The organism is Armatimonadota bacterium (assembly GCA_028871815.1).
In the GTDB taxonomy this organism is placed as follows: Bacteria; Armatimonadota; Chthonomonadetes; order Chthonomonadales; family Chthonomonadaceae; genus REEB205.
Genome location: JAGWMJ010000004.1, coordinates 307386 through 321475, shown reverse-complemented (window position 1 = coordinate 321475; position 14090 = coordinate 307386). Strand labels below are relative to the sequence as shown.

Annotated in this window: 14 protein-coding genes; 9 read left to right on the top strand and 5 right to left on the bottom strand. The window is 61.1% G+C overall.

The window, feature by feature from the left end; translation table 11 throughout:
• Positions 1 to 9 precede the first annotated feature (9 nt).
• The 9 genes from KGJ62_07380 to KGJ62_07340 all read left to right on the top strand — a co-directional run bounded on the left by KGJ62_07380 (position 10) and on the right by KGJ62_07340 (position 8162).
• On the top strand, positions 10 to 1248 hold the full coding sequence (locus tag KGJ62_07380) for an aspartate aminotransferase family protein (protein MDE2126394.1): 1239 nt from the start codon (positions 10 to 12) through the stop codon (positions 1246 to 1248).
• Positions 1245 to 2225: an ornithine carbamoyltransferase gene (gene argF, locus KGJ62_07375; GenBank protein ID MDE2126393.1), complete on the top strand. Its 981-nt coding sequence runs from the start codon at positions 1245 to 1247 to the stop codon at positions 2223 to 2225. The genes KGJ62_07380 and argF overlap by 4 nt, the downstream gene beginning before the upstream one ends.
• 2 nt (positions 2226 to 2227) lie before the next feature.
• Entirely contained in the window at positions 2228 to 3460 is a 1233-nt protein-coding gene (locus KGJ62_07370) for an argininosuccinate synthase (GenBank protein ID MDE2126392.1), read from the top strand.
• Positions 3453 to 4844 (top strand): argininosuccinate lyase, encoded by a 1392-nt coding sequence (gene argH / locus KGJ62_07365; GenBank protein ID MDE2126391.1) that lies wholly within the window; start codon positions 3453 to 3455, stop codon positions 4842 to 4844. The genes KGJ62_07370 and argH overlap by 8 nt, the downstream gene beginning before the upstream one ends.
• Positions 4845 to 5339, top strand: coding sequence for a YajQ family cyclic di-GMP-binding protein (locus KGJ62_07360; GenBank protein ID MDE2126390.1), 495 nt, complete (start codon positions 4845 to 4847; stop codon positions 5337 to 5339).
• Between the two features lie 182 nt (positions 5340 to 5521).
• Complete coding sequence (locus tag KGJ62_07355; GenBank protein MDE2126389.1) at positions 5522 to 6145, top strand: DNA protection protein DPS; 624 nt, start codon at positions 5522 to 5524, stop codon at positions 6143 to 6145.
• Positions 6112 to 6552, top strand: coding sequence for a 2Fe-2S iron-sulfur cluster binding domain-containing protein (locus tag KGJ62_07350; protein MDE2126388.1), 441 nt, complete (start codon positions 6112 to 6114; stop codon positions 6550 to 6552). The genes KGJ62_07355 and KGJ62_07350 overlap by 34 nt, the downstream gene beginning before the upstream one ends.
• Before the next feature lie 12 nt (positions 6553 to 6564).
• Positions 6565 to 7659: a deoxyguanosinetriphosphate triphosphohydrolase gene (locus KGJ62_07345; protein ID MDE2126387.1), complete on the top strand. Its 1095-nt coding sequence runs from the start codon at positions 6565 to 6567 to the stop codon at positions 7657 to 7659.
• Between the two features lie 173 nt (positions 7660 to 7832).
• Positions 7833 to 8162 (top strand): hypothetical protein, encoded by a 330-nt coding sequence (locus KGJ62_07340; protein ID MDE2126386.1) that lies wholly within the window; start codon positions 7833 to 7835, stop codon positions 8160 to 8162.
• 328 nt (positions 8163 to 8490) lie between these two features.
• Here the strand turns inward: KGJ62_07340 and KGJ62_07335 are convergent, their stop codons facing one another.
• The 5 genes from KGJ62_07335 to KGJ62_07315 all read right to left on the bottom strand — a co-directional run bounded on the left by KGJ62_07335 (position 8491) and on the right by KGJ62_07315 (position 14068).
• Complete coding sequence (locus tag KGJ62_07335) at positions 8491 to 9237, bottom strand: ABC transporter ATP-binding protein (GenBank protein MDE2126385.1); 747 nt, start codon at positions 9235 to 9237, stop codon at positions 8491 to 8493.
• Positions 9238 to 9299: 62 nt separating this feature from the next.
• On the bottom strand, positions 9300 to 10790 hold the full coding sequence (locus KGJ62_07330) for a TolC family protein (GenBank protein MDE2126384.1): 1491 nt from the start codon (positions 10788 to 10790) through the stop codon (positions 9300 to 9302).
• Positions 10791 to 10946: 156 nt separating this feature from the next.
• Positions 10947 to 12266 (bottom strand): GDSL family lipase, encoded by a 1320-nt coding sequence (locus KGJ62_07325; GenBank protein ID MDE2126383.1) that lies wholly within the window; start codon positions 12264 to 12266, stop codon positions 10947 to 10949.
• Entirely contained in the window at positions 12263 to 13624 is a 1362-nt protein-coding gene (gene accC, locus KGJ62_07320) for an acetyl-CoA carboxylase biotin carboxylase subunit (GenBank protein ID MDE2126382.1), read from the bottom strand. Before accC ends, KGJ62_07325 begins: the two co-directional genes overlap by 4 nt.
• 69 nt (positions 13625 to 13693) lie before the next feature.
• Complete coding sequence (locus tag KGJ62_07315) at positions 13694 to 14068, bottom strand: type II secretion system protein (protein MDE2126381.1); 375 nt, start codon at positions 14066 to 14068, stop codon at positions 13694 to 13696.
• Positions 14069 to 14090: the final 22 nt, after the last annotated feature.

The window sequence follows — 14090 nt, the reverse complement described above, 5'->3', positions numbered from 1 at the left end:
GAAGAGACAATGAGCGAGAGCCACGTGGATAAGCTGCTCGACAAGACGATCCGACTCGACCAGCTGCGCGTAATGCAGACCTACCGCCGAGCGCCGATCGTATTCGTTCGCGGCCAGGGAGCAGTCCTGTATGACTCCGATGGTCGTGAATACATCGACTTCCTGGGCGGAATCGCCGTCACGCCGGTTGGTCATTGCCACCCGCACGTTACAGCCGCTATTCACCGGCAGGCCGGCCGGCTCGTACATGTGAGCAATCTGTTTCACAACGAGTTGCAGGCGCAGTTGGCGGCGGAGTTATGCCGCCTGACCGGTATGGAGCGAGCATTCTTCTGTAATTCCGGCGCTGAGGCCGTTGAAACGGCGCTGAAACTAGCGCGCAAGTGGGGCAAGTCGCGTTTCGGCGCTGAGTGCAGCCAGCTTGTCACCTTTGAGGGCTCATTCCATGGGCGCACATTCGGAGCGCTATCGGCTACGGCCCAGCCGAAGTATCAGGCGCCCTTTGAGCCTATCGTCCCGGGATTCGCCTACGCGCCATTCGGGGATCTGGAGTCGGCGCGTTCGCTAATCGGCGAAGCAACGTGCGGGGTCCTCGTGGAACCTGTGCAGGGCGAGAGTGGTGTGCACCCAGCGGAGAGTGCATTTATGCGCGGCCTCCGGGAGGCGTGCAACGAAAGTGATGCCCTATTGATGTGCGACGAGATTCAGTGCGGGATGGGCCGATCCGGGCGGTTCCTGGCCAGCCAGTGGACCGAAGCCAATCCCGACGTGATCACCCTGGCAAAGGGGCTGGCAAGTGGCCTGCCGATCGGTGTCTGTCTCGCCCGCGGCGGCGCCGCGGATGTTCTGACGGCCGGCGACCACGGTTCCACATTTGGTGGCCAGCCTCTCGCATGCGCTGCGGCGCTGGCCACGCTGGAGGTACTGGCCAACGAAGGCATGGTGGAGAACGCGGCAGCTCGTGGATTGCAATTGATGACCGAGGTCATGGAGCTGGCAGAACGACAGCCGGACCGCATCGCGGGCATCCGCGGCAAGGGGTTGATGCTGGCGATCGAGCTGGCGCAGCCCGATGCGCAATCGCTTGGTCGGCTCTTGCTCCGGCGCGGCGTGGTGGTGAACGCCATTGGTGATCGCACCTTGCGCCTGTTACCACCGCTTTGCATCAGCCGGGAGCAGGTCGCGCAATTCGCATCATCGCTCGCTCTGGCGCTTGGTGACGCGCCATCCACGGAGGTGGCGGCATGAGCGGCTCCGCTCCACACCCTCCGCCCCACTTCTTGAGCGCTGCTGATCTTACCAGCGAGCAGTTGGTGTGGCTGCTGGACCTGGCGGAGTCGATGCGGTTGAAACGCCTGGAAAGGCCATCTCGCTGGCAATGGCAATTCCCGCACACACTCGCCCTGGTCTTTGAGAAGCCATCGCTCAGAACCCATGTGAGTTTCAGCGTTGCCGCAACTGAGCTCGGCGGCAGCTCGGTCTACCTGGGCCCCGGCGACATCGGCCTCAACACGCGCGAGCCTGCGTCGGACGTCGGCGCCGTGCTTTCAAGGATGGCACACATGATCGTGGCGCGCGTGAACCGGCATCAAACTTTGCTGGACCTTGTGGAACCCGGCGGGGTACCCGTGGTGAACGCGCTCAGCGAGTTGGAACACCCGTGCCAGGCGCTGGCCGATTTGCTCACGCTGAAGCAGCGATTTGGCGGCCTGGGCAACCAACTTACGCTGGCCTGGTGTGGCGATGGCAACAACGTTCTCCATTCGCTGCTGCTTGCATGCGCCGCCGCCGGCGTCAACCTGAAGGCGGCCTGTCCGGCCGGGCTTCAACCCAAACCGGATGTGGTGCAGGCGGCGCGCGAAACGGCATCCGTCACCGGAGCCGAAATCGGCATCACCACCTCGCCGATGGAGGCTGTCTCCGGCGCCAATGCAGTCTACACCGACGTCTGGACGAGCATGGGCGACGAAAGTCAAGCGGCACAGCGCCGCGCCCAGTTCAGCGGCTTCCAGGTGGACGCCGGTATGATGAAGGCAGCCGGCGCCGGCGCCGTGGCAATGCACTGCCTCCCCGCACACTGCGGCGAGGAGATCAGCGCGGAGGTCTTCAACGAACATCGGGCCTTGATTATGCAGCAGGCCGAAAACCGCCTTCACGCGCAGAAGGCCCTGGTCTGGTGGATGCTTTCGGGTGGCGCAGTCGACTCGACTCTCGCAAGGAGATAATTATGGCGAGTGTGGTGCTGGTCTATTCCGGCGGACTTGATACATCGGTGTGCATTCCGCTTATGCGGGAGGAGTACGGCTTTGATGACGTCATCACGGTAACGGTCGACGTCGGGCAGCCGGAGGCCGACATCCGCCAGGCGGAGGAGCGAGCGCACACACTGAAAACCCGCCACTTTACCGTGGATGCCCGCGAGGAGTTCGTACGCAACTACTGTTGGCCCGCCGTCAAGGCAAATGGCGACTACGAGGGCTACCCGATATCGACCAGTATTGCGCGGCCGCTCATAGCGCTCAAGGCGGTGGAAAAGGCGAAGGAGTTGCGGGTGGATGCATTTGCCCATGGCTGTACCGGAAAGGGCAACGATCAGTTTCGAATCGAGTACATCATGCGCACACTGATGCCGGAAGCGCGCATCATCGCGCCGATGCGGGAGGGCCGACTCCTGCCATCCGGGGCTCGCGAGCCGTGGACGCGCACCGAGGAGATCGAGTACGCAGCCGAGCACGGCGTTGACATCGGTCAAACCCGCGACCGGATATGGAGCATCGACGAGAACCTGTGGGGCCGCAGTATTGAGGGTGGCAGATTGGAAGAGCCGGGATACGCGCCGCCGGAGGAGATATTCCAGTGGACGCGCAGTGTGCGCGACGCCCCGGATGAGGCAGAGACGATTACCATCCACTTTGAGCAAGGCGAACCCACGGCCGTAAATGGAGAGCTGCTTCAGCCACTGGCCCTGGTGCAGCAACTGCACGCGCTGGCCGGTAAGCACGGCGTGGGCCGCGTCGACATCATGGAAGACCGGATGCTCGGGCTGAAGGTGCGCGAGAATTATGAGTGCCCTGCCGCGGTGATCCTGTTGACGGCCCACCGCGCTCTTGAGGCGCTTGTCTGCACCCGCGAAGAACTCCGGTTCAAAGCGCTTGTTGACCGTGAGTGGGGTGAGCTGGCATACCGCGGCCTCTGGGTCGATCCCCTCAAAGAGGATCTGGAGGCGTTCATCGGAAAGGTGCAGCAGCGGGTATCCGGTGACGTCATCCTCCGGCTGTGCAAGGGCTCCGTCACCGTCATCGGGCGGGAGAGTCGGTGGGCATTGTACAGCGAGGACCTGGCATCGTTTGACAGCAAGACATTTGACCAGTCTGAGTCGATCGGCATGGTCAAGACACACGGCATGCAGTCTCGCCTTTACTGGCATCTGACACAGGCCGGACGCGGTGCGAATGCGTAAGCTCTGGAGCGGGCGGATTCAGGGCGATCAAGACGCACTGTTCTTGCGCTTGAACAACTCGCTTCCGATCGATTGCAGGCTCTGGCGCGAAGATATTCAGGCCAGTATCGCTCACGCCGGTATGCTGGGCGCGTGTGGCATCATCCCCAGCGCCGACGCCACGATAATCGTAGAAGGTCTGGAGGCAATTCGGGTGGATTTGGAGTCAGGCGACGCTTCTCTCCCCAAGGATGCCGAAGACATTCATACCGCCATTGAAGTGATGCTGGGCGAGCGAGTAGGCGCCGCCGCGGGCCGGCTCCATACGGCGCGCAGCCGCAACGATCAGGTTGCTACCGACACGCGACTGTTCACCCGCTCCGCTATCGACAGCACCCGCGCCGAAATCCGGGCGCTTCAGCTGGCATTGCTGGATATTGCTGCGGAACACGCCGACACACTCCTGCCTGGCCTTACGCATCTCCAGCACGCGCAGCCATGCTCATTGGGTCACCACATGCTGGCGTGGTTCCAGATGCTCACGCGGGACGACGACCGCCTGATCTGTGCCCGCAAACGCGCTAACGTATGCCCACTGGGTGCGGCAGCCCTGGCTGGAACCTCCTTCCCAATTGACCGTTTCCGCACCGCGACGGAACTCGAGTTCGACGGACCGATGGCGAACAGCATCGACGCTGTTTCGGATCGCGACTACATACTCGACTATCTTTCGGCCGCCGCAACACTGATGGCCCATCTTTCGCGCATGGGTGAAGAGCTGGTTCTCTGGAGCAGTCCGGAATATGGATTCGTCACGCTGGGCGACGCCGTAACCACCGGCAGCAGCATCATGCCGCAAAAGCGCAATCCGGATGCAGCGGAGCTTGTTCGCGGCAAATCCGGCAGGGTTTTCGGTGACCTGATGGCGATGCTCACGGTAGTAAAGGGTCTACCGCTCGCTTATAACAAGGACCTTCAGGAAGACAAGGAGCTCTTGTTCGATGCGGTGGATACCCTGTCGCTTGCATTGCCTTCCGTGCGAATTGCTGTGCAGAGCGCCACGTTTCACCCGGCCAGAATGGCTGCCGCAATGAAGGGCGACGCAAGCACTGCCACCGACCTTGCCGACGCCTTGACACGGCGCGGGATGCCATTTCGAGAGGCTCATCGGCTCACCGGCGCCGCGGTGTCGGCGAGTGAGCATGCCGGCTTGGCGCTTGAGAATCTTACCGCAGCGGAGTTGAGGTCGCTGCTGCCCGAAGGTACGCAGGGCGTGGAGAGCCTGGTCGCCGTCTTGAACGCTTCCGGGAGCGCTGCTTCCCGTACCTCATACGGCGGTACGTCACCGGAAGAGGTTCGAAAGCAGCTGAAGGTGGCTCGGGCGGACCTGGAGAGGAGAGGATGAATGGCCGCTGATTTCTCGTTTGATGTGGTTTCGCGCGTGGATCTGGCAGAGGTGAAGAACGCCATCCAACAGGCACAGCGCGAGTTGGAGGGGCGATTTGATTTCCGCAATACCAAGAGCTCGGTCACCCTGGAGGAGGCAACGCTCAAGCTGGTGGGTGACGACGAGTTTCGCCTGCAAACGCTGCTGGACATCGTCCGTGCACGGCTGGCAAAACGGGACGTTTCGTTGAAATCACTCGAGTACGGCAAACTGGAACAGGGCTCCGGCGGTACCGTGCGTCAGACCGTGACACTGAAGCAGGGGTTAGAGAAGGACGCAGCCCGCGACATGATCAAGCGAATAAAGGCGATGAACCTGAAGGTGAATGCACAGATGCAGGGCGACGAACTCCGCGTGAGTGGTAAGGTAAAAGACGACCTTCAGAAGGTGCAGGCGATGCTCAAAGCGATTGAGGAGTTGCCGTTCGACATTCAGTTTGTGAACTACCGGTAGCCTGAAAGCTCTGGTGTTAACCTGCTTGACAGCTTGAGCCGAGGCTGTCATGATGCCTTGCAGCGCCGCGCCTGATGTGGGCCGGTTCGGCCGCGGCCGCGCCATGATACGGGTCGCAGGTCGGGCCTCGCGCCGGCCTGGCGCAAACAACGTCGGTTCGATTGCAGTTCAAGGAGATAACGATGGCAGAAAAGAAGCACGCCAGCGACGGCGTGGTAGCCGCAGGCGATTTGACGATGCGCGTCGGCATTGAGCAGATGAGGAAGCGCGGCGTGAATATCGACCTGCTGCGCGAGACGCTGATCGACGCAGCAGGCGCCGAATTCACCACGTATTACTACTACACCATCCTGCGCATGTATCTCGCCGGAAACGAGGACTTCAAGGAGATTTGCGAAGACGCCCGCCTCGAGGACCGCGCCCATTTCGAGCTCATAACGCCGCGCATCTATGAACTCGGAGGATCATTGCCGACCGACATCCGCGACTTTGCGAATCGGGCCGGGTGCCCCGACGCATTCCTGCCGAATCCTCCTACACCGACCAATATTCTGACCGTGCTGCTGGAAGCTGAGCGATGCGCGGTTCGCACCTGGAATGAGGTCTGCGACATGACCTTCGGCAAAGATCCGCGGACTTACGATATGGCCTCGCGCATCCTTCAGGAGGAGATTGAGCACGAGGCGTGGTTTATTGAGCTGCTCAGCATGGAGCGCGACGGCAAGGTGGTTCCGTCGGGACACTTCCGACGCGGCGCGCCCGGTGAAGCTCCATATTCAAAGAACGCCGGATTCTACAATCCGTAAGAGGTTCGCGGAGCGTTCCGATTTCGGCCGGAACGCTCCGCAAGCTCGTTTGCGGCGGGTCTGACGCCATCACCGTATTCAGCATCACATTCATACTGCCGGACGGCAGCGAGGCGCACACCAGGGCAGCCAGCAGCTCCTTTTTGCTCGATGCCGCTGAGGACGCCGGACTCGAACTGCCGTACATGTGCCGGCAGGGATGGTGCATCACATGTGCCGGACACGTAGAAGGTGCAGGCAGTTGGGACCAATCGGCATCGCGGCGTTACTTTGACCAGGACCGCGATGCCGGTTTCATTCTGCTCTGCACGGCGCAGCCACGTTCGGACCTCACGATCCGCACCGGCGCACGCCTGGAGATGCGCGACCATCGTGTAGCCCACAAACTGCCGACGCCGATGCGGTAGGCGGTAACGATCATGTCCTTTGACGACGCACCCTGTCCGCGTATTGCGTGGGAGAGACTCGAAGAGATTTGGCTGGCGCCGGGAGCATCGCGATCATCGGAAAGCCGCGGACGCGCCGTGGACGAACCGCCGGATCCTATCCGGACGGCGTATCAGCGCGATCGAGACCGGATTCTGCATTGCAGGGCCTTCCGACGCCTCAAGCACAAGACGCAGGTCTTCATCAATCCAGCAGGCGATCATGTTAGAACTCGCCTGACGCATACACTGGAAGTGTCGCAGGTTGCCCGAACCATCTCGCGAGCATTGCGACTGAATGAAGACCTGACCGAGTCGATCGCGCTGGCGCATGACCTTGGCCATCCGCCGTTTGGGCATGCCGGTGAAACCGCACTGGACGATGCCTGCCGGCGAGCAGGGCTGCCGGACGGATTCCGCCATGTGGACCAGAGCCTGCGCGTGGTGGAGGTGCTGGAAACGTCCACGCGAACCGGCGCCGATGTCGTCGTCGGCGGACTAAACCTCACTTGGGAGGTGCGGGAAGGCATCGCGCATCACAGCAAGGGACGAAGCAACCTGGATGCGCATGACGCGGAGTTGCCCGAAACCCTCGAAGGCTCGGCCGTTCGAATCGCGGACCGCATCGCATACGTGAACCACGATATCGACGACGCCGTACGCTCCGGGATCCTCGCAGAGTCGGAGCTGCCGGAACGCGAAATGGCGCTGCTAGGCGAGACGCACTCACGGCGCATATCCGTGATGGTCGCCGCTGTGGTTGACTACAGCGCGCGGCGAACGGCCGTAGAGATGGCGCCGGATATCTCCGCCGCCACCGACTCGCTGAAAGAGTTTCTCTTTCAGCGGGTCTATCTCAACCCTGTACGCCGCGCCGGCGACAGCATCGGCGTGCACCACGTGATTGAGTCACTCTTTGAACACTACCTTGCCCATCCCGAGGAACTCCCGCCCGTCAACCCTTTGCGACCTGACGACGCTCTGGCGGTACGCGTCTGCGATTTCGTCGCAGGCATGACCGACCGTTACGCACTCTCACGATTTGAGGAGATATTCATTCCCGGGCGCGGTCTGCACGATGAGGGCTGAAGTACCGGGACAAACTGCCGCGTAAGGGCCCGGCGGTACCGCTCGGAAAGGCCCTCGCCCAACTATGGTATACTGAGCGCGGAATCGGTCCAGGATCGGGGCCTTTCGGGGCAAACCGCGGTAGCCTTGCAGCGCGCGGAGCGGAGATCTGGCAGCCGGAGGATACGGGCTTCATGAAGACCAGTTTGAGGTGCCCATGTGGTCAGCGCATTCTGAAGCGCGACGTGATGCAGAAGACCTACTACGTGCGCCAGTTCGGCCCGAGCTATGTCTACATCAAGTACCGGTGCACCCGCTGCAAAAAGCTGGGCGAGCACTTTGTGAAGCAGGACGAATGGACGACGCTCCAGTTGAAGGAGATGCCGACCGAGTTTGTGGGCGATGAGGCGGCACGGTTTGAGCATCTCGGCGAGATTACAGCCGAGGAGATGCAGCACTTTCGTGAGCAATTGAACGGCCTGAAGGCGATACCTCGCCTGGCGGAAGAGACCGAGGGGCCGTAACCGGCTGCTAGCCGGTGTTGTTGTTGTTGTTGTCCACCAAATTGGGTGGTGCTTCGTTTGGTAGTTCAGCTATGGTGCGAAGCCACACGCGCTCTGCGGCGTGCAATGCGTCGATGACTTGCCGGCTGTGGCGACAAACCATGTCCCAGGTAGCGGTCCCAGAAGAGCGTATTGTAGATGGCGCTGCCGATCAAGACAATTGCGACAAACGTCAACACACCGTGCTTGCAGCGTAAGACGCTGCCGGAGGCTCCATCCGGAGCAAACCAAAGCACACAGGCCACCGCAAGCCAGACAACGGCTTTACTTAACCGGCCGCCCCATTTGTTCACGCGGTAGTAGCCTCAAACAGGTCCGGGCTGTCAGCTCGCAAGCGGTCGAGTACGGCTCGCGCATCCACCGGCCGCGCTACCGCACTGTCACCAACAATCTTACCATCCTTGAACCGGATCAGGCGCTGCGCATGATTGGCAATATCCGGCTCGTGCGTCACGACCACGACGGTTTTGCCTTCACGGTTCAGCTGCTGGAACAGAATCATGATCTCTTCCCCAGCACGGGTGTCCAGATTGCCGGTAGGTTCGTCGGCGAAGATCACCGGCGGATCATTCACCAGCGCTCGGGCGATCGCGACACGCTGCTGTTGCCCGCCTGAAAGCTCGTTCGGGCGATGATCCAGCCGGTTGCCCAGTCCAACAACCTCCAGTGCATGTCGTGCAACCTGCTGCCGATTCCTCGCGCCACTGTACAGAAGCGGAAGCTCTACGTTTCGCTGCGCCGTTGTGCGTGGAAGCAGGTGGAAGGTTTGGAACACGAAGCCAATCTTTCGACTGCGAATCTCCGCCAGGTCATTGTCCGACAGCGCCGAAACCTCGATCCCGTCCAGTTGGTACGAGCCATGGCTTGGCCTATCGAGACATCCGATGATGTTCATAAATGTCGATTTGCCCGAACCTGACGGACCCATAATCGCTACAAACTCGCCGCGTTGAATCGACAGCGTGACACCGCGCAAAGCGTGGACGCTGGTAGATCCCATTTCGTACGTCCGCTGAACGTCGGTAACGGCGATTATCGGTGTTTGATCTGCAGCCATATTGGTGTTACCGTGGCTTTTGGCAGTCGACGTATCTGGTGCTAAGGCGCCATCCGCATCGCTGTGCCGGCAAACGCCGCCGGAGCCTTGATTCGAATGGAGTGCGGAACACTGGGAACGTAAGCGGTGTCATTGACGCCGGCATCCCGCTCCAGTTGGGCTTGCTCTACACGAAAGCCGTAGATTGCATCCACAAGTGAAACGCGCGCGGTAACCAGCTGCACTTCGGCATTCAGTACGTCGAGAACGGTGCCTTGGCCCTCCCGAAGCCGCTGCGACGCCGCGGTGTAGTTTGCATCGCCGGCAGCTACGGCCGCCTGGGATGCAACCAGCTGCTGGCGCGCCTGCTCACGCGCCGTGTACGCCAGTTCCACATCAAGGCGCACGTTCTGTTCAAGTTCATCGAGATTGCGCCGGTCGCTCTGCTGCTGCGACTCGGCCGCCTTCACCTGCGCCCGGGTCAGTCCGCCGTCAAACAGTGGGTATGAAAGAGCCACCACAAAGGAGCGGTCTTCGCCCGCGATCGGGTCGATCTCGTATCCCTCGGTGATGTTGGCTTGAACCGAGATTCCGGCGTTCAGTTTTGCTGTCCGCACGTTGTAGCCCTCGGCATTCAAAGCATCCTGCTGTGCTCGAACATCGTACCGGTTGAAGTAGGCCGCGTTGACCCATGCCTCCAACGGTAGTGGCGTGTGCGCTGTGTCCGGCGCTGCCGGTGTTTCAGACGCGGGCAGATCCAGATGCTGGCTTGAGATAACGCCCATCGCATTCTTCAGCGTAGCTTCGTCCTGTATTGCCGTGGTTTGCGCCTGGAGAAGCGCAACTTGCGCATTCGCCAGGTCGGCGACGCCCTGCAGTTTGTCCACGGCAGCTTCGGTGCCAGCCGCTACCTGAGTGTTGATATTGGTAACATTCGTCTGCTGCAGGCGGACGTTCTCTTGCTGAACCTGTGTCAATGCGCGATCACGCAGCAGGTTGAAGTAATCGATGGTAACAGCGAGTATCACCTGCTGCCGCGTATCGGCAAAAGCATATTGCTGGGCAAAGAGCGACTGGCGTGCCTGCCCGAGCGTCGCTTCCCGCTGGCCGCTGTCCAGGATCAACTCCTTGGCAACGATACCATCCGCGGTGGAGCTGGAGTTGGAGGAACCACCCCGCTGCGGGGTGAGATTGGCCTGGTACTGGAAGTTTGGCACCACCTGCGGATAGTAGGCGGACCGCGCCACGGTGACGCCCTGGCGGGCGCTTTCGATGCCGAACCCGGCGACGGCAATCGAATTCTGACGGTACAGCGCAATCGATATAGCCCGTTGTAGCGTCAGTGGCGACGAGAGCGATGTATCCACGGACTCGACGCCGGTCTTCCCGTTGCTGGTGAGGCCAAACCTGGTTTGGGCCGGTGTGGGAGCGGCGCGATTGGGACCCGGAGCGGGCGATGGCGGCATCGCCTGGGGCACCTGTGCCAAAGCGGCCGTAGACCCGAGCAGGATCAACCCGGTGAGCAGCGAGGAACGGAGTACATAAAACGGCATTAAGCGATCACCTGATGGCAAAAAGTTGGCGAACGGCAGCGCACGCACACGCGTAGCCGCCACCGTGCAGCGGTACGTGCATCGATGGCGCAGGGCAACCACCTCTATAGACTGGCGGCAACCGCTGTGGTTTCACCAATTGAGGCGCTGCGACGCTCAGCCGGCGGCTGCTGGGGCCGGCTGCAGCGTCACGTTATGCCCGACCGGTAGCGCTGCTGCACGCTGTTGAACCACAACGTCGTTTTCCTGAGCATCCAGTCGATCCATCTCAGCCTGAGTGGCTGCATCCACCTGCACGCCGTTTACGGCATGTGGCGTTTGCACCACGCGCCAGCGCTGCCAGTGGATGTCGTTGTGCTTGCGCGTGAGCGCGAGCACCTGGGCCGCCTGCTGGTTTGCCGGCAGATCCGGAAAGCTGGTGAGCGAAACGCCACGCTCCAGGTCCTGGCGCGAAACCTCACCGGCCGGCTTGCCGTCGACGACGATCTGCCATGAGCCGACAGATTGCGGCAGGCCGGTGACCTGCAGGCGATATTCATTCAAGTCGCGTTCAAATGGACTGCACTGCATCGCCAGCGCCATGTCGGGATTGCCCGCCGCAGTATCCAGCGGCCAGGGCAGGCAATGGTCGGATTCACGAAACCGGAGCTTGTTATTCTGGAACGAGACATCGTATATCGACGTGCCTTCGGCGGATATCGCGCGGGCCGATGCCGCGTCAATATGCGTATTGGCAACAAGGGCAGGTGCGTTCCAGCCTTCCAGAAGCGCGGCAGCCATAATCGCGTGGCCTCCGGCCTGCGGATGGACGCGATCCGGAATGATATGCTGCGACTCGCTCGGATCGGCGACCAGTGCGCGCGCCAAAGCGCCAACAAGTGGTGCGTTGAGGTCCACCACCGTAAGATGGTACTCGCGGCCCAGCTCGGCGACCGCATCGCCGTACGCCTCCAGCACCGCGTTGTAGCCACCAGCAAAGCTCGGCGCTCGAGTCACATCATCGAATGGAGACGCCTCCAGCAGTGTGATTCTCACACCCGGCAGGTCACGTTCCAGAACGTCGATAATGTGCCGGTATCCCTGAACGAACACTCGAAACAGGCCGGTGTTGAACGGCTGATAACCACCGTCGTTCATCGCCAGATCAATCGTCACAACAGTTGGATGGTATGCCACCACGTCACGCTGCAGGCGAGTGTCGATTGGCCCGCCACCACCGCCGGTGACGCGGTCTCCACCCCACCCGCTGTGGATGAACGTGAAGTGCTCGTGTGGAAAACGCGTAACACAGTAGCTCTCCACATACGTGGTGTACAGGCGCTGTTCGGTGATGCTGTCTCCATAGAAGACCACGCGGTCTCCGTTATGCAGATAGAACTTGCCGTCGGCGCGTGCCGGCTTTGTGGCAGCCATCGACACTATCGCTGTCGCGACCGCCATGAGAAAAACGATCCGGCCCTTTAGAGTCTCGATCAATGTGTCGCTCCCGTGTTATTGAGAATCCGCCGCTGTAGAAAGTCGGTGGTGATATCGCCCCGTCGATAAAACGCGTTACTGACTATGGTCTTGAGCAATTCCAGATTCGTATGCACTCCGTCGACCTGCGCCTCCGCGAGGCATCGCACCATTCGGGCAATTGCAAGCGGGCGGTCTTTATCCACAACGATGATCTTGGCGATCAGTGGATCGTACCATGGCGGTACCTCCAGATTGTTGCGAAGGCAGCTGTCGACGCGCACGCCTGGACCGCCGGGCATCTGGAACGACCGGATACGGCCTGCGCTCGGAGCAAAACCGTTCGCCGGGTCCTCGGCATTTACGCGGCACTCAATGGCGTGCCCAGAGAAGTGGATATCCTTCTGCCGGTACTTCAAGCGCTCGCCGGCAGCGATGTGGATCTGCTCCTTCACGAGATCGATACCGGTGATTGCTTCGGTGACGCAGTGCTCTACCTGAAGGCGCTTGTTCATCTCGAGGAAGTAGAAATCGCCACGCCGATCCATAAGGAACTCCACCGTGCCCGCGTTGCTGTACGCAACGGCGCGCGCAGCCTTTACCGCCGCTTCGCCGATCCGGGCGCGCTGCGCCGGCGTCAACTGCACCGCCGGGCTCTCTTCTACAATCTTCTGGTGCCGGTGGTTCTGAACGGAACACTCGCGTTCGCCCAGATGGATGATGTGACCGTGCTCGTCGGCGAGGACCTGCACCTCAATGTGGCGCGGCTCTTCCACATACTTCTCCAAATAGACGTCCGGACTGCCGAATGCTGAGGCGGCTTCCGACCGGGCCATCTCAATGGCGCGTGGTAACTCCTCGTCGTTCTGTACCAGCCGGATACCGCGGCCGCCGCCGCCCATGGCGGCCTTGATCAGAATCGGGTAACCGGCGACCTGCGCAAACTGCACGGCTTCAGCTTCAGTCGATATCGCACCCGTGCCGGGCACGACCGGTACGTCAGCCGCCTTCATGGCATCACGCGCGCTGGCCTTGTCGCCCATGCGCTCCATGGCGAGCGCTCGCGGCCCGATGAACTTCACGCCGCAGGCTTCGCATGCCTCCGCAAAACTCGCACGCTCGGAGAGAAACCCGATCCCCGGATGAATGGCTTCGGCGCCGGTTATATGCGCTGCACTGATGATGTTCGGAGCATGCAGATAGCTGTCACGCGGGGGCGGCGGCCCAATGCAAACCGACTCATCCGCCATCGAAACCGCCAGAGAATCTGCATCCGCCGTGCTGTATACAGCCACACTACGAATCTTCAGTTCGCGACAGGCACGAATAATGCGAACCGCGATTTCACCACGGTTCGCAATCAGGACCTTCTTAAACATGACGGCGTAAAGGAGGGAACCCGCCGTTACATTTGTGGGCACAGGGTTGAGCGCTCAATGCAACCTCGATCAGTACTTTTCGTGCCCTGGATATGTGCAATGGACCTGTCCGGTTACCGGGTCGTATTTGTAAGGCGAATGGTCCAGAGGGCACTGCGTCATCTCCACGGGCAGCTTCAGGGAAGCAAGCGTTGCTGGCGGCGCTCCGTTCGGGTCCGAGGCCTCGGCGGCCGCGATCGCGTCGCGGATCTGGTTGAGATTATTCATACACACAACGCTTTGAGCACGGTCCATCGGAGTGGCCGCCTGATGCGATCCTGGTTTGGCATGGCCTATGAGCATGGCCGAAAGCCCGGCCCCGAGAGCCACCAGGATGACGCAGACTACCAGCAATTCGATCAGCGAGAATGCGCTCAGCGATCGATTGTCAGCGGGCTTCAGCATGGCACCTTCCTCGTTTGTGCAA